We start from the raw sequence: 24,449 nt of genomic DNA, 5'->3' as shown, positions 1-24,449 counted from the left end.
AACAAGGCAAAGCGACCGCGGACAGAAGCTGACGTGTTGACGATACAGGCTCACCGGGCCAGGACAAGGCCGAGCTGATCAAACCAAGTCGCGACCTCGTAACAATGCGTTACCTGCCGTGGCGCGCGAACCGTCGAGGCCCGAAACGATGCCCGCCCCCTCCCCCCGTAAGTCCACGATCGCGGTCGAATCGGCCAAGATGCTCATCGAATCGAAGGCCATTCTCTTCACCGACGGCAAGCCGTTTATCTTCACTTCCGGACTGGCGAGCCCGGTGTATACTGATATGCGCAAGGTCATCGCCTACCCCCGGATCCGCACGCGGCTCGTCGACTTCGCCATCGAAACGATCGAGACCGAGATCGGCTACGAAGCGCTCGACATTATCGCCGGGGGCGAGACGGCGGGCATTCCCTTCGCCGCCTGGATTTCCGACCGCATGCACCTGCCGATGCAGTATATCCGTAAGAAACCCAAGGGCTTTGGCCGCAACGCCCGGATCGAGGGGGAGATCACCGAGGGCGCGCACGCCCTGCTCGTCGAGGATCTCGCTACCGACGGCGGCAGCAAGGTCAGCTTCTGCAATGCGCTGCGCGAGGCCGGGCAGCGCTGTGAGCACACGTTCGTGTTCTTCTTCTACGACATCTTCCCCGAGGCGCGGACGATGATGGCGGAGATCGGGGTCGGCATGCATTATCTCGTGACCTGGCGCGACATTCTCGCCGTCGCCCGCGGCAGCCAGTATTTCGAAAAATCCGTACTCGACGAAGTCGAAGCCTTCCTTGACCACCCTCTGGCCTGGTCGGCGGCGCATGGCGGAGTCGCGGAGCTTGCGGCCAAGGCATGAAGCCTTTTCGGCACAGGCTTTTAAAAACGTATTGCAGCTGTAATCGAAAGACGTTTGCAGGCCGCTGATATCGCACGTTAATCGACACTTTAAGCTGGTTTGCCCATCGCGATGGCGTGGATCGCCGTTCTGTTGACGCAAAGCCGCGGTGTTATGGTTCGAGCGAAGTTTCGAGGATCGGTCATGGCGATGCTTTTTGCGAGCGCACCGCGGATTTTAAACATCGCCGCCCGTCGCGAATCGCTTGCGGTCACGGCGGCGGTGGTGGTCGCCTTCTCAGCTCTGGCTTATGCCCATCGGAGCGGCCCGGAGGCTTCGGCGCCGGTCGATCAGGGCTGGACGGGGCATCTGACGGCCGCGGCATCGGCCGACGTTGTGCCGGTCGAACCGTTGCGGTCGTCCTCGCTTGTCGTGCCAAAGGCATCGTTGACCCTGCCGCCGCTCGCGGCGCGGCCGATGCTGCATGAAAAGAAAACCTGCGACAGCGCCGACCGCCTATGCGTGGTCCGCCTGGCGCCCCCGGTAATTGCTGTGCCGCCGAGGCGGCAGGTGGCCGCGATCGACCCGCAGAACGTATTCCTGCCCCCGGCGCTGATTCCCATGCCGGCAAAGGCGACCAAGGCGGCCAAGCCGGTGTCTTCGGAATCCAAGGGATTTTCATTGAATCCGTTGAACCATGTTCCCGACATGTCGGCGTTGGGCCGGCCGTTTTCTGCGGCAGGACAGGCGGTGGTCGGCTGGATCAAGTGGCTGTGAAGATCTGAAGCGGCAGGTTTAAAGCCCCTCGAGATACAGGCGTCCGAGAAGCGGGCCGAAGTAGATCGGCAAGGTCTTGTCGCAGATGTCGTCGAACATGCTGTGAAGGCTTCCGCTGAGATCAGAGACCATTGACGTTTCGATCGGCACGGACGCGAGCCCGGCCAAGGCGCTCAGGGACGTGTCGCGTTTTCCGGCGTCGGGGATCGACGCTGCCTCGGATGCGGCGGATTGCGTCTCCGAAGCAAGGCCATCGTCCCAGTAAGACGCCCTCGAGTTCGCTTCGTAGGCGCGATGGCCAGTTTGGTCGGACATGACGATTCCGCTGGTGGTAACTCTTACCGCCAACCTCGGTCGATATAGTTAATAAATCGTTAAGCCGAATGAATGCCGTAGATTACATGCCTATGCCAACAGCAAAAAACCAAAGGAGCTTCGCCTTTATGGTCAAGCTTGCGATGCGGGGGCGAGGCAACCTGCTGAAGATCTCCGATGACGACGCAGTGATCTGAGCACCGATTTACAAAGATACTTTCGCAAAGATGAAGGGCGGCGATCGCCGGGCACCCGACGACCGTCAACGCTTGGGAAGCGGATCGGTCATCTTGCGTCGTCGCCCTATCCTTAGGCTTCCGGCTCAGTGGCAACGGGTTCGACGGGCGTGCCTTCCTCGGCGGTGCCATTTTTCTTCGCGCTTTTTGCCTTGGCCTTTTCCGCCAGCTTTGCGGCCTTGGCCTTGTCGCGTTCCATACGCTCGAAATTGAAGTTGGGTTTGCGTGCCATATGAGCAGCCTAGGGTCAGAATCGATAAAGGAGGGCTGATGCCCCGGATTTGATCGGGGGAGATTGCGCCAACATGCGCGTTGGATCAACGCGTTGGCGGCGCTTTTTCCCGCCTGATCAAGAGCGAATGAGCTTCAGGATCGGGAGCGCGGTTCGCGAGGCCTTCGTCGCGATCAGTTGATCCTGCGCCTCGATCGCCTGCCGTGCCGGTTCGTCACCATCCAGGCCGCCGAGCAGCGCGCTATGGACTTTGCGATTGGAAGAGCGCGACCCGTCTTCGTAGTAGACGTCGAAGAGGGTGAACGTGCTCTCCGCCGCTTTTTGCTTCGGACGACCCATGGGATGGCTCCTGATTGGTGATGAGGTCTTTCGCGCGGACCAAGACGAGCGAAGCCCGAACTTGATGGACAACGTCGAGCCCATCGAGTCGCGCGGCGGATCAATGGTGAAGGCCACGGCGGCCGGGATACGAGGCTTGGAGAATTGAGGCCATAGAAACGGTCTCGTGCGGCCCGTCAAGCCGCGGCGGCGCTGGCGCCCGACGCCATCGTATCGCGTAAAGCGACCGCAGCGCGGGCCGCGCGACGGCGAAGCTTTTCGATATCGTTAGTCGGCGCGGCCGTACCGTTGCTACGGATGGCACGATCGAGATAGCCGATCCGGGCTCTGGCCTGACGCTCGGCCTGCGCAATATCGGGCGTCGCGGATGCCGTGGTGACAATGTCCGACAGCGAAGCCAGGTCCAGCGCCTCGATGGTGGCCAGATCCGCACGCTCGACGGCTTGGGTGAGCGCGTCGAGACGCTCCATCGCTTCGGTTTTCGTCATTTGGGTCTCGGGGGCGTCAAAGGCATGGCCCAGACCTACAGCATCGCTCGCCCTTTGCCAGCAGGCTTAGCGCCTCCCACCCTCACGGCCCGCCTCTTCGGCACGATCGAGGTCGTTTTCCCGTCCGTCTTCACCGTGACCTTCGGCGTGTTCCGTCGGCGCTGCAGCTTTCGGATCTGACGCAGGCGTTGCCTCGAACACGCTGTCCGGGTTGCGCTTTACCGCCCCATGATCGGCCGCGCCGTTCGTCTTGGGAGATGCCAGATCCTGTTCCCGACTTGTCATATGCTCTCCTGACCAAACCGAAAAAATCCTGTTTGGCGACGATAGTTCCGTTGCTTAAGTTGACCCAGCACGCTTGCGGCCGCCCGGCATTGCCGCCTGGGACCTCTGAAACATTCACGTCTTGGCTCGATCTGCCCTATGGTGACGCGATGCTGCGATACGAAAAACGTCATCATGTCATGGCCATGGGCCTCGCCGCTTTGGCCGGCTTCGTCGATGCGCTGGGATTTTTGAAACTAAACGGGCTTTTCGTGTCGTTCATGAGCGGCAATTCGACCCGTGCCGCCGTCGGCGCCGTCACCGGCGCACCTCTCGGTTTTTTGGCGGCGGCCCTGATTGCGGCCTTCCTCGTCGGCGTGGTCGCCGGCGCCGTGCTCGGCCAGATGGCGGATCGATGGCGCAAGCAAGCCGTCCTGGCGTTCGTCATTGTCCTGCTCTTGATCGGCGCCGTATCGTCGATGATGGGCGTCGAAGGCGTCCCGCTCACCCTGGTCATGGCCGGCGCGATGGGGGCGGCGAACAACGTGTTCCAACGCGATGGCGAAGTCAGCATCGGCGTCACCTATATGACGGGGACACTCGTTAAGCTGGGCCAGAAGCTGGCAAGCGCTCTGACCGGCGGCGCACCCTTCGCGTGGATTCCCTATCTCATGCTGTGGATCGGTCTCGTGGCGGGCGGCATCGCCGGAGCGATGGTTTTCCCACTCTTCGGCCTTCGTGCGCTCTGGCTCGCCGCGGGCTTCGCTTCATGCCTTTTCGCGGGCGCACTCGCGATTGGTCCGCTGCCTGTTGGTGCCAGTGCAAAAGTAATCTCACCAACAAGCGGCTAGCGCTTGTTTTATTGGTGAGCGCGTCGGGGTTCGAACCCGAGACCCTCTGATTAAAAGTCAGATGCTCTACCAGCTGAGCTACGCGCTCGAAAGCCTGTCCGACGCCGTCGAAGACACGCTTGAACCAGGGTTTCGACACCCATGGGTCCGAGCAAATCCTGGTTCAACCCGGTCATGCAACCCGGCTGGAAAGCGCTCGTCGTGCGCAGGAGGTAGCCCGATCCGCGTCCCAAAGCAAGGCGCCGCGGCGGGAAACCCGTGCGTCAGTCCGCCCAATGCATGTAGGCAAGCAGAAGACCCAGCAGTAAGGCCGAGATCAGCGTGGTGGCGACCGCTTTCATCGCCAGGCGCGGCGCGACGGGCGCGCCAGGCTCGGTGCCGGGAACCACCGCACCCTCCTCCTGCTGCGAGCGCACGCCGATCGGCAGGATCGCGAACAGCACGGTGAACCAGATGGTGATGTAGATGGCGACGGCGAGGGGAACGGGGAGCGGCATGCCGTCATCCTGGACCAGGACGGTGCGGAACGCCATCGGCCTTGTTGCCGCCATGCCACGTTTGCGCGCAAACCAGGGCACCGGCGCGCGACCCCATTGCCAAATCGGCGGCTGTGGCCGGACTATGGCAGCACCCGGTCGTCGCCGTCACGGCGTCGGACCTGCCATGGGATCCTCCATCATGAACCGACAGGTATTGGCTTTCGCCGGCATGGCTTCTCTCGCCCTCGCCGCGGCTACGTCTCCCGCCAAGGCGAATCTGTTTGATTTCTTGCGGCCCGGGCCCTCGGTCGGCGCGGACGGTCGTCCGCTCGGGGTCGCGCCGCCGCGCGAGACCGTGGCCTACCAGGGCCATTATTCACCCGGAACGATCGTCATCTCGACCCAGGAGCGGCGCCTTTATTACGTGCTGCCGAATGGACAGGCCGTCCGCTACGGCGTCGGCGTCGGCCGTCCCGGCTTCGCCTGGAGCGGCGTGAAAACGGTGTCGATGAAGAAAGAATGGCCGGAGTGGACCCCGCCGTCGCAGATGCTGCGCCGCCGTCCCGACCTGCCCCGCCACATGGTCGGCGGTATCGGCAATCCGCTGGGCGCGCGTGCGATGTATCTCGGCAGCTCGCTCTACCGCATCCACGGCTCCAACGAGCCGGAGACGATCGGCACGGCGGTGTCGTCGGGCTGCATTCGGATGACCAACGAGGATGTGACAGATCTCTACAGTCGAGTCAGCGTCGGCACCAAGGTCGTCGTTCAGCGCTGAGCCGCTTCCTGTAAAACATGATCAGCGGGATCCAACCTGCTGATTTTTCTTGCTTATGCGTGGCTATGTGCTTCGCCGGCGCGATCCCGGCTGAGGCCTGCAGCCTCCAGCTCGGCCGTATACTCGGCCCAGCGTTTCGGGTGCGACTGCCCGAGGTCGTGCAGATAGACCCAGGTGAAAATTCCCGTCGAATGCATGTCGTCGAAGCTCAGACGCACCGCGTAGGTGCCGACCGGCTCGACCCCGATGATCGCCACCTGGCGTTTGCCGCCGACCGTCTTGCGCTCCTTGCGGCTATGGCCCTGCACTTCCGCGCTCGGGCTCATCACACGGAGATATTCGGCCGGCAGCGTATAGGTCGCCCCGCTTTCGAAGGCGACCTTCAACGCCTTGCCGCCTTCGACGAGACGGATCTCGGTCGGCCATTCGGTTTGGGCTGCGTCCATTTCGTTGATCCTTTGCATCAGCCTATGTCTTACCGCGCGCGCGATCCTGCGCTATATAGTTTTGCATGACCGTTGCATTCGCACCTCCCGCCGCGTCGACCCCCACGTCATTCCAGCCCCCCGCCACCGCTCCGCTGGTCGATCCCTTCGGGCGACATGTCAATTATATCCGGGTCTCGGTGACCGATCGGTGCGATTTCCGCTGCGTCTACTGCATGGCGGAAGACATGGATTTCTTGCCGAAGCGCGATCTGCTGACGCTCGAGGAGCTCGACCGGCTGTGCAGCGCCTTCGTCGCGCGCGGAACCCGCAAGATCCGCCTGACCGGCGGCGAGCCGCTCGTCCGGCGTAACGTCATGGGTTTGATTCGTAACCTCTCGCGGCATCTCGAGAGTGGCGCGCTTCAGGAACTGACCCTCACGACCAACGGCTCGCAACTGGCAAAATATGCCGCTGAACTTGCCGACTGCGGCGTGCGCCGCATCAACGTCTCGATGGACAGTCTCGACACCGACAAGTTCCGCTCGATCACCCGTTGGGGCAACCTCTCTCAGGTGCTTCGCGGCATCGACGCGGCGCAGAATGCCGGCATTGCGATCAAGATCAACATGGTGGCGCTGAAGGGCGTCAACGATCATGAGATCCCTGGGATGATCGAGTGGGCGCATGGGCGCGGCATGGACCTCACGATGATCGAGGTCATGCCGATGGGCCAGATCGGCGAAGAGCGCATCGACCAGTACGTGCCTTTGAACCAGGTCCGCGCCGACCTGATGGGCCGCTATACGCTGACAGACCTCGCCTATAAGACCAGCGGTCCCGCCCGCTACGTTAAGGTCGAGGAGACCGGCGGGCGTCTCGGCTTCATCACGCCGATGACCCACAACTTCTGTGAGAGCTGCAACCGGGTTCGGGTGACCTGCACCGGCACCCTCTACATGTGCCTCGGCCAGGACGACGCGGCCGACCTGCGCAGCGCACTTCGCGCCTCCAACGACGACCATCTGCTCAACGACACCATCACCGCGGCGATCGCGCGCAAGCCAAAGGGCCACGACTTCATCATAGACCGCACGCTCGCGCGTCCCGCAGTCGGACGGCACATGAGCGTCACCGGCGGGTGACGCAAGTGACCGCAGAATGTGACGACCTGCTCGCGACGATTTTCCGCGACACCAAGACGATCACCGTGGTCGGCCTGTCCGTTAATCCCGCCCGGCCCTCAAACGACATATTTCGATTTCTTCTGTCGCGCGGCTACGACTGCGTCGGCGTCAATCCCGGCCTCGCCGGCCAGACGATCCACGGCGCGCCGGTCTTCGCCAGCCTGGGCGCGGTCGATCACCCCATCGACATGGTGGACATTTTCAGGGCCTCGGACGCCGTTGCCGGGATCGTCGACGAAGCGCTGGCGCTCGTGCCGCATCCAAAGATCATCTGGACTCAGCTTGGTGTGATCGACGAGGCCGCGGCCGCTAGGGCGCGCGCCGCCGGCCTTACCGTGGTCATGGATCGGTGTCCGAAAATCGAGCTCGCCCGCTGACGCGACGGTCGTGATCGGCTAGCAAAGGCCCGACCCTCGAGCTTCCACCGGAGACCCCATGTCCGACCAGCCGCGAAGCCCGGGCTTTTCCACCCTGGCGATCCATGCCGGCGCCCAGCCGGACCCGGCGACGAATGCCCGGGTGACGCCGATCTATCAGACCACATCCTTCGTTTTCGACGATGCCGACCACGCGGCGTCGCTGTTTGGGCTCCAGGCCTTCGGCAATATTTATAGCCGCATCACCAACCCGACCAACGCCGTGCTCGAGGAGCGCATTGCGGCGCTCGAGGGCGGCACGGCGGCACTTGCCGTCGCGTCGGGTCACGCGGCACAGCTCGTGGTGTTCCAGGCGCTGATGCAGCCGGGCGACGAGTTCATCGCCTCGACCAGGCTCTACGGCGGCTCGATCAACCAATTCAACCAGGCGTTCAAGAGTTTTGGCTGGATCGTCCACTGGGCCGATCCCGAACAGCCGGAGACGTTCGCTGCCGCCGTGTCCGACAGGACGCGTGCGATCTTTATCGAATCGATCGCCAACCCCGGCGGCTTCATCACAGACATCGAGGCCGTCGCCGCCATCGCAAAGCAGGCCAAGGTGCCGCTGATCGTCGACAACACGCTGGCGACGCCCTACCTCATCAAGCCATTCGACCATGGCGCCGACATCGTCGTGCATTCCGCCACGAAGTTTCTGGGCGGCCACGGCAATTCCATCGGCGGCCTGATCGTCGACGGCGGGACCTTCGACTGGCTGCAGGACGACCGCTATCCCCTGCTGTCCAAGCCGTGCCCGAGCTACGGCAACATGGTTCTGGGCGAGACCTTCGGAAACTTCACCTTCGCGGTGGCGTGCCGCGCGCTGGGCCTGCGCGATCTCGGACCGGCGCTTTCGCCGTTCAACGCTTTTCTGATCCTGACTGGCATCGAGACGCTGCCCTTGCGCATGCAGCGCCATTGCGACAACGCGCTCGCCGTCGCCAACCACCTCGTCCGCCATCCTGCCGTCCATTGGGTCAATTACGCCGGCCTGCCGAGCGATCCGGGCCACGCGATGGCGCAACGCTACACGCCGAAGGGGGCTGGCGCCGTCTTCAGCTTCGGCGTGGCTGGCGGCTACGACGCCGGCATCCGGTTGGTGACGAAGCTGAAGCTGTTTTCCCACCTGGCCAATGTCGGCGACACCCGCTCGCTGGTGATTCACCCGGCCTCGACGACCCACCGCCAGATCGAGGACGGCGAACGGATCGCCGCCGGCGCTGGCCCCGATGTCGTCCGGCTTTCCATCGGTCTGGAAGACAAGGAGGACATCATCGCCGACCTGGATCAGGCTCTAACGGTCTGACCCTACAGGGTGCCGCTTGCCGGCTCCGGGCAGGCCAACGCCTTGGCGCCGAGGCACTGCCGGTGCACCACCGTCATGATGAGGACGAGCATGGCGAAGGCCTGGTGCAGCAGCCCGGCCCAGATCGGCACCACCAGCACGAGCGTGATAATGCCAAGCGCGGCCTGCAGCGTCACCAGGCCGAGAATCGCCACCGAGCGGCGCGCCGCCGCGGTTCCGGGCGCGACGCGACGCGTCCACACGAGCTGCAGGATCGCCAGCCCGAACAGAACGTAGGCCGTCATGCGGTGCTGGAACTGCACGGCGGTGATGTTGTCGACGAGGTTGCGCCACAGTGGCGTCAGCATGCCGAGGTCAGCGGCCGGCGGGATGAAGTGGCCGTTCATCAGCGGCCAGGTGTTGTAGGACTGTCCGGCCCGCAGGCCGGCGACGAGACCGCCCATCGCGATCTGCACCAGCACCAAAATGATCATCAGGCTGGCAAGGTGGCGCAGCGCCGCCGGCAGGCGCTCGGCAATAAAGGTGCGGCGCTGGCCGGAGGCAAGCCAGACCAGGGCTGTCAGGGTGATCGACGCCAGCAGCAGATGCGTGGCAAGCCGCTCCTGCGCAACCTCGACGCGGCCGGACAGCCCGGACGACACCATCCACCAGCCCACAAAACCCTGAAGGCCGCCGAGCGCAAAAATGCCAAGCATCTGCCACTTCAGGAGCCGCGACAGCATGCCGCGCGCCCAGAACACGATCAGCGGCACCAGCAGCGCGAAGCCGAGCAACCGGCCGATCAGCCGGTGCGTCCATTCCCAGAGGAAGATCGTCTGGAAGCCCCCGAGATCCATGGTCGGGAACAGCGTCTGGTATTGCGGGATCTGCTTGTATTTGTCGAAAGCCTGCTGCCAGCCCTCATGAGTCAGCGGCGGGATCACGCCGGTGATCGGCTTCCACTCTGTGATCGAAAGGCCGGATTCGGTAAGCCGCGTGGCGCCGCCGACGACGACCATCAGCATCACCAGCGCCGCGACGCACCACAGCCAGATCGAGACAGCGTCGGTGCGGCCGCGTACATGGGCCGCCGCGATGTCACGGACGGTCGCGCGCGATAGGGAAAGATCGGTCACCGCGAACAGTGCTCCTTGGGCCTTACGCCAGATTGACGCGAGATGAGGGCGGCAGATAAAGCCAGAGCCTCGGCAAAGTCCATGGGCCGCCTGTCGCATGCCCATTCTCGGCCGCTCGGAGCATGCCATGCGTCGCCGTCAACGCAAGTTTCTCGGCGTGGTCATCACCATTTGTTTTGTGGTCATCTATGCTTTGGTGGCGATGGCGCTCGCCCAGGTTCAGGCCATCCATGACGCGCCAGGTCTCGTCCAGGGGCTGTACTACGCCGTGATCGGTATGGCCTGGATCCTGCCAATTATGCCGCTGATCCGCTGGATGGAACGCCCCGACGCGCCGTGATCAGGCGACGTTGAGGCGCCTGCCGCGGTTCCACAGCGCGAACGGAACGCCGGAGAGCAGGACCTCAAGACTGTCCAGGCTCTGCCAATTGCCGTTCAGCGACAGCCGCGGCAGAGCGTGCACGTGCGCGCGGTGCCCGGGAAAAAGCATGCCCGGTCGGGTCGTCACGGCGCTGGCAAAGCCCAGTTCTTCGGCAAGCGCGAATTCGCGTCGGCCGGCCGCGTTGGGGTCACCGACGGGATAAGCCAGATGCCGCGCCGGCTTGCCAATCTTGGCTTCGATGATGGTGCGGCTTTCCAGGAGCTCGCGGCGCACGATATCGGACGGGTGTTTCGCCAGCATCGGGTGGGTCAGGGTATGGACCCCGATCGTGCAAAGGGGGTGCCGCGCCAAGGCCACGATACCGGCCCAGTCGAGGCATAGCGGCGCGACAAGAGCGGGCGAGGACTGTTCGGCCTGCGAGAGGAGATCCGCGATGACCTTAAGTAACCGATCTTCCGGCCCGCCCCTGAGCCGCCAGTATACGGCCTCGAACGCCGCAAGCTTCTCCGCAGGCGTCTTTGATGGCATGACGAGCGTCATCCCATCGATATCGACCGAGACGACGTCGAGCGTCCGGATCGATTCTTCGAGCTCCACCCACCACAGCCGCGCGGAGCGATCGGCGAAACCGGTTGTGACGAACAGGGCGAACGGCGCCGCGTGGCGCTCCAGGATCGGCAGGGCATGCTCGACGTTGTCGCGGTAACCGTCATCGAACGTCAGCGTTACGAACCGCTTTGCGCCGGGCTTCCCCAGACGGCTGAGCGCCTCGTCCATCGTCACGAAATCAAAGCCCAAAGCCTTGATCCGCGTCAGCGCCGCATCGAGAAAGCCAGGCTCGATCTCGAGGAGGCGGTTCGGGGCGAAGGCTTTGCCTGACCACGGCCGCACATGGTGCATCATCAGGATGGCGCCCTGCCCCGCTGTCAGCGGTGCGACGAGGCGATGCAGTCGGGTCGCGCGGAAGAAGGCAAAGCCGGCGGCGATGATCTGCTGCTTGCTTGCGCTCATCGGCTCCCCCTTGTTGCATTGGCCTTAACCCATTCTGGCAAGGGGACGTTGAGCTTTCGTTGCTACAACCACGGCCAAGAAGCCGAAAATGCCGGATGCGACGAGGACCGCGATGAGATCCCAGAGTGCAGCACTCGATCTTCCGTCGACGCAACCCGTCCCCGCAACAGCCGTCCCGGCGTTTGCCCGTGTCTCCTTGCGTCGCGAGACCGATGCGGTCGTGCTGGCCGCCTGGGCGGAGCTCGAGACCAGCGCACCCTGCTCGATCTATCAGACGCGAGCCTGGCTCGTGCCATGGATCGCCACGCTCGGCCGCAAGGCCGGGATCACCCCCTTCTTCGTGCTCGCATTCGGCGCGGACGATCGACCTGCCGCTCTGCTCTGCCTAGGCCTGCAGAAGCGCGGCGCCGTTCGGGTCGCGACGTTTCTGGGTGGCAAGGACAGCAATTTCAACATCGGCCTGCTCCGTCCCGGCCAGTCCTGGACGGCGGCCGATCTGCGTCTGCTACTGTCGCGGGCCGCGCGGGAACTCGGCCGCGACGCGCCGGACGCCTTTCTGTTGGTGAACCAACCTTACGTTTGGGGAGCCACCGCCAATCCTTTCATGGCGCTCCCGCATCAGGCGAGTCCCAGCGCGGCTTTCGGCACAGCGCTCGCCACGCGGGCCGAAGAGTTCTTCGCGAAAAAGCTGTCGAAGGACAGCCGCAAGAAACTCCGCAAGAAGGAAAGCCGGCTTGCCGAAATCGGGCCGCTCACCCATCTGATCGCGTCCGCGCAAGAGCGCGAAGCCGTGCTGGACTGCTTTTTCGCGCAGCGGCTCGAGCGTTTTCGCGCCCAGAACATCGCGTCCGATTTCGACGATCCGCAAATGCGCGCCTTCATCGAGACCGCGAGTGCCGAAGGGCAGCACGGCTTTGGGATCGAGCTCCACGCTCTCAAGGCCGGCGAGCGTATCGTCGCGGTCTATGGCGGCGCCGCACATGCCGGCCAGTGGAGCGGGATGTTCAACTCGTTCGATGCCGCCGTCGAGATCGCCAAAAGCAGTCCCGGCGATCTGCTTCTGATGAAAGTGATTGCCGCGCAATGCGAAGCCGGTCTGCGGGCCTTCGACCTCGGGATCGGCGAAGCCCGCTACAAAGGCACCTTCTGCGACGAGGCCATCCCGCTCTTCGATACTTTTGTTTCGACATCGCCGAGGGGATGGTTTTATCTCAAACTGCACGCGGCGTCGCAGCGCGCCAAACGGATGGTGAAGCAGAACCCGCGCCTGTTCACGCTGGCTAAGCGCTTCCGGGCGCTCAAGCCCGGCGCTTAGGCGCCTCTACCGAACCCACACCTTGGATCACGCTACGGCCACCGCACGGGCGAACTGGCCGGTGACCAGAACCTCCTGCGCACCGGCCTCGATCAGCTCGGATTCCAGGACCGACAGCGTGCTGGAGTCCGCCTCCTTCGCCGCCGTCAGCACGACGAAATCGGCATAGGGCGCCATCACCTTCGCGATGTCGCTGCGCGGGAATGCCGGGGCCAGAAGGACGATGAAATCGTAGGTCTCGGACAGCGCGTCGAGGATCAGGTCGAAATCGCGGAAATCCGCTTCGCGCATGCCCGTCGGGATGAAGTGCAGGCGCGATGCCTGATCGCGGTGGATCACTTCGGCGAACGAGGCGCTGCCCGACAGCAGCTCGGCCAGTCCTGGAAGCGTCTTGACGGCATAGGCCCCCTCCTCGCCCACCCCGGCCAGCGCCGCGAGATTGGATGGTGACGCATTGAGGTCGACGATGATCGAGCGGCCGCGCTCGGCCAGAGAACGGGCAAGGGCAAGAAGCTCATCCGTCGCACCTGCCGTCGAACCGAGGCTGGCGCCGACGACATGAAGGCCGCGCCCCGGCACGTGCGCGGCAACGATCCGCGCGGCCAGGTCATCCATGTCCACCGCCTCGCCGATGTCGCGTTCGGCTGGCGCCGGCCGCGTGACGGGGCTGCGGGTCTGCTGCGGCATGAGCGGCGCGACGCCGCTATCCCAGCCCACACCCGCGGTGCTCGCTTTAGGGAAAGCGGACGCTTCGGCCATCAAGTCCGCTCCGCGCGATGCCGCGGCAGATTGGCCAAACCGTTTCACTCTTTCGACGAGGCCGGTCAGGGCCCATGGCGTTCTAGGCTCGCGCTCGGTGCGCGACGGCGGCAGCACAATGGTGTCCTGACGCGCCGGCCGGTCGAAACCGACCTCCTGGCGCAATTGCGCCGACGACGAGAGAACGGCGTCGCCAGGCTCGCGTGCTTTCGGCGCGCGGACGACGGGTGGCGCTTCCGTCACTGTCGGAGCGGGTCTTTCTTTTGACGCTGGCGCCGGCTCGACAGGCGCTGCCACCACAGGCGCGACCACTGTTGTCGCCGGTGCGAGCGGCGGCTCCCGGCGCGTCGGACGCGGTGCGACCGGTGGCGCGACGACCTCCTCATCCACGAGATCGCGCGGACCCGCGAGCAGTTCGCGTGCGATGATCAACCCGACCACGAACACCAGCGTCGCGACGGTCCCGAAGATGATGAAGGGCAGCTTCTTCGGATAAGACGGATCCTGCGGCTCGACGGCGCGGGCGATGATCCGCGCATCGGCCGGCGTCGCCATGGAGGTCTGCCGCGACAGCGCTTCCTGATACTTTGCCGTCGAACTGTCGAGCTGGTCCTTGTAGGATTGCGCGATGCGGTCGAGCGAGCGCAGCCGGACCTCATCGCCATTGGCGACGCCGGCCACCTTCTTCTGTTGCGTCAGCACGGTCTCGAGATTGGCGACCCGCTGCCCCGCGATCTTGGACTCGTTTTCCAGCGTGGACGCGGCCTGCTTCGCCGCCGCCTTCAATGCCGCGTTGAGGTCCGCGACCTGCGCCGTCAATTCCTTGATCCGGGGATGGCCCGGCAGCAGCGTCCGCGACTCCTGCGCGAGCTGTGCCTGCGCCGTCACCCGCTGCTCGCCGACGCGGCGCACGAGATCATTGTTGATCACTTCCGTGACGTCGGCCGTCTTGCCCTGCCGGATGAGGTCGCGCAGCATCGAGGCCTTGGCTTGGGCATCGGCCTGGGTCGTGCGCGCCTTCGACAGGTCGCTGTTGATGTCTGCGAGCTGCTGACCGCTCACCGTCATGTTGTTGCTGCCGGCAAGCAGGCCGGAATCCAGACGATATTGCTCACGCTCGGCATCGGCCTTGGCGAGTTTCAGACGCAGATCGGCGATCTGGCCGCTCAGGGCATCGGCGGCCGCCTTGGCGCTAGTCCGCTTGGCGGTGGATTGTTCCGCGATATAGAGCTCCGCCATCTTGTTCGCGGCACGTGCCGCCAGTTCGGGATCCTTGCTCTGGAACTGGATGGAAATGACCCGCGTCTTCGGTGGCGAGTAGACGGTGAGCTTGTCCTCGAACGCCTGGAGGATGCGGGCATCGACCGTATCCTGCGTCGGATCATGCGCGATGCCGAGAAGCACGAGAACGCGCGTCAGGGCGCCCATGCCGCGTGCGGCCGGGTCGAACTCGGGATTGCCCTGAAGGTTGAGATCCTTGATGGCACGCCGCGCGAGATCGCGCGAGGTGACAAGCTGGATCTGGCTGCCGACCGCTTCGGGATCGACGAGGGACGCCTGTTCGCTCGGAGCCGTCGAACGGTCGGGGCGGGTGAAGAAGGTCTCCTGGTTTTCCAGCAGAACCTGCGATTCCGCGGTGTAGCGAGGCGTGACGACGTTGACGAACAGGCAGATAAGAAGAAACGCGAGAACCGTCGGAACGATGATCGCGCGGCGTCGCCGCTTCAGCACGCCACCGAGTGCGCCGAGATCGAGCTCGCCCGCAGCCTCTTGCCGCTGTGAGACACCATCTAAGGTCCGCTGCATTGGAAATCCCGCACTCATATTATCGTTAATCTAAACAGCATCGAAGTTGATGTGAAGTTAATCGCTCAGACATAGTTTACCATTCAAGGCTTTGTTAACCACGCGACCGTATAGCTTGGTTAGGTTCCGGGCATCGATCGCAGCGGTAAACAAAGCTTTAATACTATGGCGGGGACGATGAAGCACTGGCTCACAGCCCTATGTCTGGCGATGACTATTGTCGTAAGCGGCTGCGCGCCGCGCCAGAACGGCTATGCCGATTTCAATGCCGACGTGCCCTACACGCTGGCGAGCGGCGATCGCCTGCGGGTCATCGTGTTCGGTCAGGATGGCCTGAGCAACAGCTACGCCGTCAACGCCACCGGCCGGATCTCGATGCCGCTGATCGGCGCGGTGACCGCCCAGGGGCTCACGACGACGGCGCTTGAGCGCAGCGTCGAGGAGAAGCTGCGCGCAGGCTTCATTCGCGAACCAAAGGTGTCGATCGAGATCGATGCCTATCGGCCGTTCTTCGTGCTCGGCGAGGTCACCACCGCAGGCCAGTATCCCTATATCAACGGGATGACCGCCGAGACCGCCATCGCGGTCGCCGGCGGCTTCTCGCCGCGCGCCAACAAGTATGAGGTCGACCTCACCCGGGTGATCGACGGGCACCCGATCACCGCCAGTGTCCCCGTCGCGCAGCCGGTCAAGCCTGGCGATACGATCTTCGTGAGGGAACGCTTTTTTTAGACTCGCAAGGGCATGCTCGACGGGTGACCATTGATCCTGCGAGCCAAGGTGAAAGCCCCTTGCGTATTCTTCACGTCTTGCGCGCCCCTTTGGGCGGCCTGTTTCGGCACGTCCTCGATCTGACGCGCGAACAGGTTGCCCGCGGCCATGCCGTCGGGTTGGTCGTCGACTCGCTCACCGGCGGGGATCGCGCGACGGACAATCTCGCCAAACTCGAGCCTATCCTCGAACTCGGCATCCTGCGGATTCCCATGCGCCGCGCGCCGCATCTGCAGGACATCGGTGCCGTCATGCGTGTCGATGCCCATGCGCGACAGCTCACGGTGCACGTCATCCACGGCCATGGCTCGAAGGGGGGGCTGTACGCCCGCCTGCCCGGCTATCTGCCGCGCGCCTTTTCCCCGATCCGCTGCTACACGCCGCATGGCGGAAGCTTCAATCATATCGCGACGCCGGTGGTGCAAGCCACCTACATGACGGTGGAGCGGCTGCTCGCGGCGAGAACCGACGTGCTGCTCTTCGAAAGCGTTTTCATCGCCAATCGCTTTCATCAGCGCGTCGGTGACACGCAGGCGCTGGTGCGCATCGTCCAGAATGGCATCAACCCGGACGAATTCACCCCGATCAGGCCGAAGCCCGACGCCGCCGACTTCGTCTATGTCGGCGAACTGCGATCGGCGAAAGGCATCGACACCCTGATCGACGCGACCGCCGCGCTGTCGCGGCGGCGTGGCGAGGCTCTGAAGCTCATTCTCGTCGGCTCTGGTCCCGACGAGCAAAAACTCATCCGCCAGGCCGAAGCGGCGGGCATCGCAGCGCACGTGACCTTCCCCGGCGCGATGCCGGCGCCGGTCGCCTTCACCCTCGGCAAGATCCTCGTCATTCCGAGCCGCGCGGAATCACTTCCCTACATCGTTCTAGAAGCCGCAGGCGCACAGATCCCGATGATCGCCACCGACGTCGGCGGCATCAACGAGGTCTTCGGCCCGTATCGCGAAAGGTTGATTGTCTCCGACAATCCTGCGTTGCTCGCGCAGTCCATGGAGCGCATGCTCGATATGGATCCGGCGGAGCGCCGTCAGCAGGCGGAAGAGCTCGCGGCGTTCGCGTCCACCCGTTTCTCGATCGCCAATATGGCCGATGCCGTGATCGCCGGATATCGCGACGCCTTTGCGCGGCGTGCTTTGACGCGCGACGAGGCCAAGCGGTCCGTCGTCGTTCCTTCATGATGTTCCCCGTCCTCTGACGTTCTCCTTGTGACGTTTTTGAAAGCACGCCATGGCTGCCTTTTCCGCACAAGACCTTCGCGCTATCGATCTGGCCGCCCGCGCCGGCGAGGCTGAACGCGCTGTCAATCCACACGCCCGTGAGCTCGATGCCCTCGCGGAAGCAATGGCGCAGCACAAGGGACGCCGCATCATTTCGGCGGTCATCCTCGAAGGTCTCGTGCGCCTGTTCGAGTTCTTCCTCATCCTCGCAACCGGCATCGCAACCTACTTTATGGTCGTGGTGCCGGTCCTCGGGTTTGCCGTCTTGCCGTTGCTCGGCGCGCCGCTCCTTGCCGCGTTGATCATGCTGGTGCTGCAGGCTCTTGGGGTGTTCCGCGTCTCGGTGCTTCGGCTCCCAAGCCGGTTCGGCTGGCGCATCGCGCTGGCCTGGATCGGCATCTTCGCGCTGGCCTACGGGGTCTGCTACGCGGCGCAGGTCGACAGGGTCTTTCTCAACGGCTGGCTTGTCCATTGGGGTTTTGCCGGCTTCGTCGCGCTGGTCGTCGAGCGCACAGCGCTGTTCTTCACCACCGATCATCTCGCGCGAACCGGCCGGTTGAGCCGCCGCACCGTGATCGTCGGCGGTGGCGAGGCCGCGCACAAGCTGCTCGAAGATTTCTCGGAACAGGGCAGCGACGACCTGCATATCTTTGGCATTTTCGACGATCGCACCGACGCGCGTTCGCCGGACGTGGTCGCCGGCTTTCCGAAGCTCGGCAATGTCGACGATCTCGTCGATTTCGCGCGGCACACCCCGCTCGACCTCGTGATCTTTACCCTGCCGATCAGCGCGGAACAGCGCCTGCTGGTGATGCTGCGCAAACTGTGGGTGCTGCCGGTCGATATCCGCCTCGCCGCCCATATGAACAAGCTGCGGTTCCGCCCGCGCGCCTACTCTTACATCGGCAGCGTTCCCGTCATCGACCTGTTCGACAAGCCGATCGCCGACTGGGACGTCGTCGTCAAAACGATCTTCGACAAGGTCGTCGGGCTGTTCTGCCTGCTGATGTTGTCGCCGGTGATGCTGCTTGTCGCGCTTGCGGTGAAACTCGACTCCAAGGGCCCTGCGCTGTTTCGCCAGAAGCGCTACGGCTTCAATAACGAGCTGATCGAAGTTTTTAAGTTTCGTTCGATGTACACCGAACAGCTCGACGCCACCGCGGCGAAGCTCGTCACCCGCGGCGATCCGCGCGTGACGCGCGTTGGGCGCTTCATCCGCAAGACCTCGCTCGACGAACTGCCGCAGCTCTTCAATGTCGTGTTCAAGGGCAATCTCTCGCTCGTCGGGCCGCGCCCGCATGCAGTGCATGCCAAGGCCGACGATCGGCTCTACGACGAGGTCGTCGACAGCTATTTCGCCCGCCACCGCGTGCGGCCGGGCATCACCGGCTGGGCGCAGATCAACGGCTGGCGCGGTGAGACCGATACGCCGGAAAAGATCCAGAAGCGCGTCGAATGCGACCTCTACTACATCGAGAATTGGTCGATCTTCCTCGACATCTACGTCCTTTTCGCCACGCCGGTGGCGCTGCTGACTGCCAAGAACGCCTACTGATCTCATCACCGATGAAGCGGGGAATATCGTGCGCATCGGTCGGCTCGTTCTCGTCTTCGGGCTCATGTTCGCGGCGCCGGCGCATGGCGCCGATCTCACGCTGACGCTGAGCGGAACGCCGTCCGTCGTCTTCAATTCGACGCGCGATGGGTGTGAACCCAACGATATCCCCGATCTCAATCCGCGGGCCTATCGCGACAGCAACGGTGGCGTGACGCTGTTCGGCCTGCACTTCTTCAATCGGGCGCTGCGCGGGCCGGATTTCGCGCATCTGAAGATCGACTGCCACGTCGCGCTCGGCAGTCCGCTCGACGCCGACCCGGCGCACCACGCCGATCGCAATTTCATCGCCGCGACCTGGACCCCGGACGGGCGCAGCGTGAGCGCACTCGTCCACGAGGAGTATCACGCGGACGATCATGGCCGGTGTCGTGTCAGCGGCGAACTCGGATGCTGGTACAATTCCGTGCTGGCGTATCAATCGCACGACGGCGGGGCCAACTTCGACGAGGCAAGTCCTCTCGTCGTTGCAAGCGCGCCGTTCACCCAGGATGTCGAGCAGGGCCGCCATCGCGGTTTCTTCAATCCCTCGAACATCGTGGCGGACGGCCCCTACCGCTATGCCTTCGTCTCGACGACCGGGTGGGACAGCCAGCCCTTCGGCAATTGCCTGTTCCGCACGGACGATCCGTCCAAACCGGCGTCGTGGCGGGCCTATGATGGAACGGCCTTCACCATCCGCTACGCGGATCCCTACAAAGCAAAGTCAAAGCCGAAGCCGTGCAAGGCGATCGCGCCGTTTGCTTACGCGGTGGGAGGCGTCGTGCACCACCGCCCGAGCAACCTCTGGATTGCGGTGTTCCAGGCGCCGAGCGGCGGCGTCTTTCCGGTTGACGGCTTCTACTACGCGGTCGGTCGCGACCTCCTGCATTGGGGCGCGCCGCGCCTGCTGGTCGCCGGCAAGACGCTCTATGGCGATCTCTGCAAGGCTGGCCCCTCGATCATCAACTATCCCTCGCTGCTCGATCCGACCTCATCGAGCCGCAACTTCGATGAGATCGGCGCGACGCCGGAACTGTTCTTCACGATCATGCAGGTCGCGGGTTGCCAGACCGGCGAGCGGCTGCTGGTGCGCCAGCCGCTGACCCTCTTGATGGTCGAAAGCAAACCATGACCGGCGCCGTCGCGCTTCCCCTCAAGCCGCGTCGCCTGACGATCGACTACCAGCGCGTCGTCAACGCCGTCTTCGCGCTGCAGATGTTCACCGGGATGATCTCGCTGATCGAGCCGTCGCCTTACGATTTCGTGACGCTTCTGGCGGTGCCAATCTGGGCCTTCGGCGGCTTCAAGATCCATCGCGCGATCGCGCCCGTGCTGCTGTTGTGGATCGTGTTCGAAACGGCCGGCTTTCTCGCTCTGATGCCGCACTGGGAAGAGGCCGACGCGCGGCTGTATCAGCTGCAATCGCTGTATCTCTTCGTCACCACCGTCTTCTTCACGATCTTCTTCAGCGAGCGGACTCTTAGACGCGCGACGGTCTGCCTCAACGCCTTCACCATCGGCTCCGTCGTTTCCGCGATCGTCGGCATCATCGGCTACCTCGATATCGGCGGCCTCGCGCCGCTGTTGACCACGGTCGAGAGCCGCGTCTCCGGAACGTTCAAGGATCCGAACGTCTTCGGGTCCTATCTCGTGCTTGCCGCGACCTATCTTCTGCAGATGCTTCTGCTCGGCAGCACGCGACGCATCCTGCTCACGATGGGCAGTCTCGGCCTCGTGCTCATCGGCGTTTTCATCTCGTATTCTCGCGGGTCCTGGGGCGCGGCCCTCGCGGCGCTGATCATCATGGCTGTCACGAGCTACCTCACGGCCGACAGCCGTGCGATGCGGCAGCGCATTCTCACGATGAGCGGCCTCGCCCTCGGCCTCGGTCTCTTCGCCATGGTGGCTGCGCTGTCGGACACGACCGTGCGCAATTTCTTCCTACAGCGCGCCGCGGTCACGCAGGAATATGACGAAGGCTACACCGGACGTTTCGGCAACCAGATGCGGTCGCTGCCGATGCTGGTGGAGAAGCCGGAAGGCTTCGGGCCGCTGCGTTTCCGCCTCATCTTCGATCTCGAGCCGCATAATTCGTATATCGGAGCCTTTGCCAACGACGGCTGGATCGGCGGCTTCGCCTGGTTCGCGCTGGTTCTCACGAGCCTCTTCGTCGGGTTCCGGCTGATGTTCAAGCGATCGCCGTTCCAGCGCCTCGCCCAGGTATTTGCGCCGACCCTCTTCGTCCTTCTGATGCAAGGCTTTCAGATCGACGTCGATCATTGGCGCCAGCTTTTTCTCTGCTTCGGTGCGGTTTGGGGTATGGAGGCGGCGCGGTTGCGCTGGGCGGCCGGAAGCCCCCACGTCCGCGACGATTCGGGGCAGGAGCAAGAGGCGATCTGATGCGGGTCTGGATGATGGCTTTGGCGGCTCTTGCGGGCCTCTTCGGGGCCGCCGGCGTTGGACTGGCCGCGGCAGCGGCCCATATCGTTGGCGATACCACGCTTCACACAGCCGCCGACTTCCTGCTCTTCCACGCGGCAGCGCTCTTTGGCCTCGTCGCCCTGATGCGGGCGAAGGCGGAGCGCGGTCTTCTCGTCGCCGGCTCCCTGATCGCCCTTGGGGCAATCCTGTTCTGCGGCGATCTTGCGATTCGCGCCATGGCCGGCTTGCGGCTTATGCCGATGGCCGCGCCGACCGGCGGCATGCTGATGATCGCAGGATGGCTCGTTGCCGCGGTTGCCGCACCATGGTCCTTGCGCAAGACCGGGACGCGCCATCTTGACGCGTGACGAACATACGCGACGGGCTCACCCTTAGCCTATCTTTGGCTAGACTTTGTGTTGAGCGAGGGGCAAAGATCGGTTCATGTTCAACGCAAAGGCCATACGACGGTGAGCGGCAACGGCGGAGTGACCAAGCCGCGTATCTTGATCGTCGAGGATGAACCGTTCATCGCTCTGACCTTGGAAGATATGCTCGACGAGCTCGGCTTCGCGGTGGCCGGAACGATGTCGCATGTCGCGGAGGCGATCGAGTTCATCGGTCGCGAACCGATCGATGGGGCCTTGCTGGACGTCAATCTGGGCGCGCAGAAAATCGATCCGGTGGCCGATGCTTTGGCAGAGCGCGGCTGTCCCTTCATCTTCACCACTGGCTACGGCCGCTCCGGCATCCCGGCGTCGCATTCGGAACGCCCCGTGCTCCAGAAGCCGTTCCGCATGGACGACCTCGCGGCGATCCTGCGCCTCGAAGTGACCTGTCTGCCGAAATCGGTTTGATCCCGATTTAAAACTCGGCTCCTTCGCTTGGCGCGATCGTCGGCTCGGGCCCGTCGGCCACGATATCGTGATCCGGACGCGCGAGTTTCGGCGCGGGATCGAACCAGCCGAATAGCAGCAGCCCGGCCAGAAACCCGCCGACGTGGGCCTCCCACGCGACGGTCGCGTCGCCGAGGCCCGGCATCGCGCCTGACACACCGAAAATCAGGTTGGACAGAAACCAGATCGCGATGAAGGTCAGCGTGCGGCGATCGGTCAGGGTCTGGAACAGGCTCAAGGCCGGCAGGCGCATCACATCGTCGCGATCGACAGATCCTCTGCGGCCAAAGCCTGTCCCAAGCGGGGCTCCCGTTTGGAACATGAAGCGTGTCGCCGCGCCCATCGCACCGGACACCGCGGCAGACGCCCCGACCACCGGCTCGAGATCCGCGACGTGGGTGAGGTAGTGGACGAAGGCGCCGGCGACCGAGCAGACGGCAAGCAGCGCCAGGAACCGTAGGGTGCTCAGGCGCTTCGCCACGGCGCCGCCGAAAGCGACCAGCCAAAGGCAATTGACCCCCACATGCATCCAGCTGCCATGCAGGAAGGCGTAGGTGAGAACCGTCCACCATTGCGCGGTGCCGTCGCCGAGAAACGCCGCGGCGATCTGCGCCCGCAACTCGTCGCCTTTCGCAATCTGATTGAAGGCGGCGGACACCCGGTCCGGATCGAAGGCGAAGGTGAAGCGGCCGGGCACGAAGGCGAAGCGGATCAGCAGGCGGCCGTAGGTCTCCGGTGCGATTAGATCGCCGAGCCCCTGGATCAGAAACAACAGCGCGCAGATCACGACGACGACGGTCGGGATGTTGAAGATACGCTCGCGCCGTGGGGTGTCCAACGTCATGCCTCCGGGCGCCTCATACTATCCAGGCGCGGAATATTACCCTGGGGCTTCGGGTCGTTGCCGTCTAGCGCTGGCCGCTCAAGTGACGTCGCTTGAGCGATAAGCCATCGCTCTTTTCCAAAAATCTAGAGCATCGGATCGAACGCAAAAGTCTGCAGCCTTCGCGTCCGATTCTCTAGTCGACGTCTTCCACTTCGCCCGGGCCGCCGCCGTAGACGCGCTGCGCCAGCGAGGCTTCCATGAAGGAATCGAGCCCGCCGTCGAGCACGTCGTCGGGCGCGCCCGAGGTGTGGCCGGTGCGCAGGTCCTTTACCAGCTGATAGGGCTGCAGAACATACGAGCGGATCTGGTGACCCCAGCCGATCTCCGTCTTTGAGGCTTCGGTCTTGCTGTTTTCGGCCTCGCGCCGCATCATCTCGGCTTCGTAGAGCCGGGCGCGCAGCATGTTCCAAGCGGTCGCGCGGTTCTTGTGCTGCGAGCGTTCGCCCTGGCATGCCACCACGATCCCCGACGGGATGTGGGTGATACGCACCGCCGAGTCGGTGGTGTTGACGTGCTGGCCACCGGCGCCGGACGAACGATACGTGTCGATGCGGCAGTCGGACTCCTTCACGTCGATCTCGACCTTGTCATCGATGACCGGATAGACCCAGACCGAGGCGAAGCTGGTGTGACGCCGCGCGTTCGAATCGAACGGCGAGATCCGCACGAGGCGATGTACGCCCGATTCGGTCTTGGCCCAGCCGTGAGCGTTGTGGCCTTTGACCACGAGGGTCGCGGACTTGATGCCGGCTTCGTCGCCGGACGTCTCTTCGATGATCTCGACCTTGAACTTGTGGCGCTCACCCCAGCGGGCGTACATGCGAAACAACATGCGCGCCCAGTCGCAGCTCTCCGTGCCGCCGGCACCGGAATGCACTTCGATATAGGTGTCGTTGCCGTCGACCTCGCCGGACAGCAGCGCCTCGACCTGGCGGCGCTCCGCCTCGACCTTGAGCGCCTTCAGCTGGGCGATGCCTTCCTGCTCGGTGTCGGCATCCTCCTCCATCTCGCCGAGTTCGACGAGGGTCGCGGCATCCTCGAGATCACGCTCGAAGCGGGCGATGGAGCCGAGGCGATCCTCGAGCTCGGTCCGCTCGCGCATGATTTTCTGCGCGGCATCCGCGTCGTTCCACAGATCGGGGTCTTCGACCTTGGCATTGAGTTCGGCTAAGCGGCGCGTCGCAGTATCGACGTCAAAGATGCCTCCTCAGCAATCCCATGGATTGCTTGATCGATTCGACGAGCGCTTCGGCTTCGGCGCGCATGGGATGAATGGCTTTCGGTGAGCGAATGGGACGCGAGTGATATGGAGAGCGGGGCCGGATGTAAACAGGCCTCATGC

The 24,449-nt window shown here is 63.9% G+C and carries 28 protein-coding genes and 1 tRNA gene; 17 read left to right on the top strand and 12 right to left on the bottom strand.

The window, feature by feature from the left end; all coding sequences use genetic code 11:
• Window positions 1–148: 148 nt before the first annotated feature.
• Window positions 149–847, top strand: coding sequence for an orotate phosphoribosyltransferase (locus GSQ79_RS05155; protein WP_158807671.1), 699 nt, complete (start codon window positions 149–151; stop codon window positions 845–847).
• Between the two features lie 183 nt (window positions 848–1,030).
• Window positions 1,031–1,603 (top strand): hypothetical protein, encoded by a 573-nt coding sequence (locus tag GSQ79_RS05150; RefSeq protein ID WP_158807655.1) that lies wholly within the window; start codon window positions 1,031–1,033, stop codon window positions 1,601–1,603.
• 18 nt (window positions 1,604–1,621) lie between these two features.
• On the opposite strand, the gene GSQ79_RS05145 is transcribed toward GSQ79_RS05150, so the two are convergent.
• The 4 genes from GSQ79_RS05145 to GSQ79_RS05135 all read right to left on the bottom strand — a co-directional run bounded on the left by GSQ79_RS05145 (window position 1,622) and on the right by GSQ79_RS05135 (window position 3,195).
• Window positions 1,622–1,918 (bottom strand): hypothetical protein, encoded by a 297-nt coding sequence (locus GSQ79_RS05145; protein WP_158807654.1) that lies wholly within the window; start codon window positions 1,916–1,918, stop codon window positions 1,622–1,624.
• Window positions 1,919–2,227: 309 nt separating this feature from the next.
• Entirely contained in the window at window positions 2,228–2,386 is a 159-nt protein-coding gene (locus tag GSQ79_RS28765) for a hypothetical protein (RefSeq protein WP_174243160.1), read from the bottom strand.
• A 117-nt stretch (window positions 2,387–2,503) separates the two neighbouring features.
• Window positions 2,504–2,725, bottom strand: coding sequence for a hypothetical protein (locus GSQ79_RS05140; RefSeq protein ID WP_158807653.1), 222 nt, complete (start codon window positions 2,723–2,725; stop codon window positions 2,504–2,506).
• A 176-nt stretch (window positions 2,726–2,901) separates the two neighbouring features.
• The gene (locus GSQ79_RS05135) at window positions 2,902–3,195 is read right to left on the bottom strand and encodes a hypothetical protein (RefSeq protein WP_158807652.1); all 294 of its coding nucleotides are present in this window, start codon (window positions 3,193–3,195) and stop codon (window positions 2,902–2,904) included.
• 42 nt (window positions 3,196–3,237) lie between these two features.
• On the opposite strand from GSQ79_RS05135, the gene GSQ79_RS05130 reads away from it, so the two are divergent.
• Window positions 3,238–3,393 (top strand): hypothetical protein, encoded by a 156-nt coding sequence (locus GSQ79_RS05130; RefSeq protein WP_158807651.1) that lies wholly within the window; start codon window positions 3,238–3,240, stop codon window positions 3,391–3,393.
• Between the two features lie 254 nt (window positions 3,394–3,647).
• Window positions 3,648–4,328, top strand: coding sequence for a YoaK family protein (locus GSQ79_RS05125; RefSeq protein WP_158807650.1), 681 nt, complete (start codon window positions 3,648–3,650; stop codon window positions 4,326–4,328).
• Between the two features lie 12 nt (window positions 4,329–4,340).
• Here the strand turns inward: GSQ79_RS05125 and GSQ79_RS05120 are convergent.
• Together GSQ79_RS05120 and GSQ79_RS05115 are read right to left on the bottom strand one after the other, a co-directional pair.
• A tRNA-Lys gene (locus tag GSQ79_RS05120) sits at window positions 4,341–4,416 on the bottom strand.
• Window positions 4,417–4,591: 175 nt separating this feature from the next.
• Complete coding sequence (locus GSQ79_RS05115) at window positions 4,592–4,879, bottom strand: DUF1467 family protein (protein WP_368669915.1); 288 nt, start codon at window positions 4,877–4,879, stop codon at window positions 4,592–4,594.
• 127 nt (window positions 4,880–5,006) lie between these two features.
• On the opposite strand from GSQ79_RS05115, the gene GSQ79_RS05110 reads away from it, so the two are divergent.
• Window positions 5,007–5,585, top strand: coding sequence for a L,D-transpeptidase (locus GSQ79_RS05110; RefSeq protein ID WP_158807649.1), 579 nt, complete (start codon window positions 5,007–5,009; stop codon window positions 5,583–5,585).
• Between the two features lie 53 nt (window positions 5,586–5,638).
• Here the strand turns inward: GSQ79_RS05110 and GSQ79_RS05105 are convergent, their stop codons facing one another.
• Window positions 5,639–6,031 carry a gamma-butyrobetaine hydroxylase-like domain-containing protein gene (locus GSQ79_RS05105; protein ID WP_158807648.1) on the bottom strand — a complete coding sequence of 131 codons (393 nt, stop codon included), beginning with the start codon at window positions 6,029–6,031 and terminating at the stop codon, window positions 5,639–5,641.
• A gap of 65 nt (window positions 6,032–6,096) precedes the next feature.
• Between GSQ79_RS05105 and moaA the strand changes: the two genes are divergently transcribed.
• Genes moaA through GSQ79_RS05090 form a run of 3 tightly spaced genes read left to right on the top strand, consistent with a single transcriptional unit; the run spans window position 6,097 to window position 8,919 of the window.
• Window positions 6,097–7,155: a GTP 3',8-cyclase MoaA gene (moaA, locus tag GSQ79_RS05100; protein ID WP_158807647.1), complete on the top strand. Its 1,059-nt coding sequence runs from the start codon at window positions 6,097–6,099 to the stop codon at window positions 7,153–7,155.
• A 5-nt stretch (window positions 7,156–7,160) separates the two neighbouring features.
• Window positions 7,161–7,574 (top strand): CoA-binding protein, encoded by a 414-nt coding sequence (locus GSQ79_RS05095; RefSeq protein ID WP_158807646.1) that lies wholly within the window; start codon window positions 7,161–7,163, stop codon window positions 7,572–7,574.
• 58 nt (window positions 7,575–7,632) lie between these two features.
• Complete coding sequence (locus tag GSQ79_RS05090) at window positions 7,633–8,919, top strand: O-acetylhomoserine aminocarboxypropyltransferase (protein WP_158807645.1); 1,287 nt, start codon at window positions 7,633–7,635, stop codon at window positions 8,917–8,919.
• Between the two features lie 2 nt (window positions 8,920–8,921).
• On the opposite strand, the gene GSQ79_RS05085 is transcribed toward GSQ79_RS05090, so the two are convergent.
• Window positions 8,922–10,034, bottom strand: coding sequence for a COX15/CtaA family protein (locus GSQ79_RS05085; protein WP_246725107.1), 1,113 nt, complete (start codon window positions 10,032–10,034; stop codon window positions 8,922–8,924).
• Between the two features lie 127 nt (window positions 10,035–10,161).
• On the opposite strand from GSQ79_RS05085, the gene GSQ79_RS05080 reads away from it, so the two are divergent.
• Complete coding sequence (locus GSQ79_RS05080; protein WP_158807669.1) at window positions 10,162–10,374, top strand: DUF2842 domain-containing protein; 213 nt, start codon at window positions 10,162–10,164, stop codon at window positions 10,372–10,374.
• Here the strand turns inward: GSQ79_RS05080 and GSQ79_RS05075 are convergent, their stop codons facing one another.
• Entirely contained in the window at window positions 10,375–11,427 is a 1,053-nt protein-coding gene (locus tag GSQ79_RS05075) for a polysaccharide deacetylase family protein (RefSeq protein WP_158807643.1), read from the bottom strand.
• A gap of 112 nt (window positions 11,428–11,539) precedes the next feature.
• Here GSQ79_RS05075 and GSQ79_RS05070 point away from each other — a divergent pair, with 112 nt between their 5' ends.
• On the top strand, window positions 11,540–12,742 hold the full coding sequence (locus tag GSQ79_RS05070; protein WP_158807642.1) for a GNAT family N-acetyltransferase: 1,203 nt from the start codon (window positions 11,540–11,542) through the stop codon (window positions 12,740–12,742).
• 27 nt (window positions 12,743–12,769) lie between these two features.
• On the opposite strand, the gene GSQ79_RS05065 is transcribed toward GSQ79_RS05070, so the two are convergent.
• Window positions 12,770–15,307: an exopolysaccharide transport family protein gene (locus GSQ79_RS05065; RefSeq protein WP_158807641.1), complete on the bottom strand. Its 2,538-nt coding sequence runs from the start codon at window positions 15,305–15,307 to the stop codon at window positions 12,770–12,772.
• 210 nt (window positions 15,308–15,517) lie between these two features.
• Here GSQ79_RS05065 and GSQ79_RS05060 point away from each other — a divergent pair, with 210 nt between their 5' ends.
• From GSQ79_RS05060 to GSQ79_RS05030, 7 genes are all read left to right on the top strand, one after another.
• Complete coding sequence (locus GSQ79_RS05060) at window positions 15,518–16,039, top strand: polysaccharide biosynthesis/export family protein (RefSeq protein WP_158807668.1); 522 nt, start codon at window positions 15,518–15,520, stop codon at window positions 16,037–16,039.
• Between the two features lie 59 nt (window positions 16,040–16,098).
• On the top strand, window positions 16,099–17,268 hold the full coding sequence (locus tag GSQ79_RS05055) for a glycosyltransferase (protein WP_246725106.1): 1,170 nt from the start codon (window positions 16,099–16,101) through the stop codon (window positions 17,266–17,268).
• 49 nt (window positions 17,269–17,317) lie between these two features.
• Window positions 17,318–18,862 (top strand): undecaprenyl-phosphate glucose phosphotransferase, encoded by a 1,545-nt coding sequence (locus tag GSQ79_RS05050; protein WP_158807640.1) that lies wholly within the window; start codon window positions 17,318–17,320, stop codon window positions 18,860–18,862.
• Window positions 18,863–18,890: 28 nt separating this feature from the next.
• A complete protein-coding gene (locus GSQ79_RS05045) occupies window positions 18,891–20,036 on the top strand; it encodes a hypothetical protein (RefSeq protein WP_158807639.1) in 1,146 nt (381 codons plus the stop codon).
• Window positions 20,033–21,304: an O-antigen ligase gene (locus tag GSQ79_RS05040; RefSeq protein ID WP_158807638.1), complete on the top strand. Its 1,272-nt coding sequence runs from the start codon at window positions 20,033–20,035 to the stop codon at window positions 21,302–21,304. The genes GSQ79_RS05045 and GSQ79_RS05040 overlap by 4 nt, the downstream gene beginning before the upstream one ends.
• Window positions 21,304–21,693, top strand: coding sequence for a DUF423 domain-containing protein (locus GSQ79_RS05035; protein WP_158807637.1), 390 nt, complete (start codon window positions 21,304–21,306; stop codon window positions 21,691–21,693). The genes GSQ79_RS05040 and GSQ79_RS05035 overlap by 1 nt, the downstream gene beginning before the upstream one ends.
• Before the next feature lie 102 nt (window positions 21,694–21,795).
• Window positions 21,796–22,182 carry a response regulator gene (locus GSQ79_RS05030; RefSeq protein ID WP_246725105.1) on the top strand — a complete coding sequence of 129 codons (387 nt, stop codon included), beginning with the start codon at window positions 21,796–21,798 and terminating at the stop codon, window positions 22,180–22,182.
• A gap of 7 nt (window positions 22,183–22,189) precedes the next feature.
• On the opposite strand, the gene GSQ79_RS05025 is transcribed toward GSQ79_RS05030, so the two are convergent.
• Window positions 22,190–23,065: a rhomboid family intramembrane serine protease gene (locus tag GSQ79_RS05025; RefSeq protein ID WP_158807636.1), complete on the bottom strand. Its 876-nt coding sequence runs from the start codon at window positions 23,063–23,065 to the stop codon at window positions 22,190–22,192.
• Between the two features lie 175 nt (window positions 23,066–23,240).
• Window positions 23,241–24,372, bottom strand: a protein-coding gene (gene prfB, locus GSQ79_RS05020) for a peptide chain release factor 2 (RefSeq protein ID WP_158807635.1) whose coding sequence is annotated in 2 segments (ribosomal slippage) — window positions 23,241–24,302 and window positions 24,304–24,372 — 1,131 coding nt in all. Because the reading frame shifts where the segments join, the coding sequence is not laid out codon by codon here.
• Window positions 24,373–24,449 lie beyond the last annotated feature (77 nt).

The sequence above is a fragment of the Beijerinckia sp. L45 genome, from assembly GCF_009765775.1.
Classification (GTDB): Bacteria; Pseudomonadota; Alphaproteobacteria; order Rhizobiales; family Beijerinckiaceae; genus RH-AL1.
Note: the sequence above shows the minus strand (reverse complement) of the source record. Positions and strands in the feature narration are given on the sequence as shown.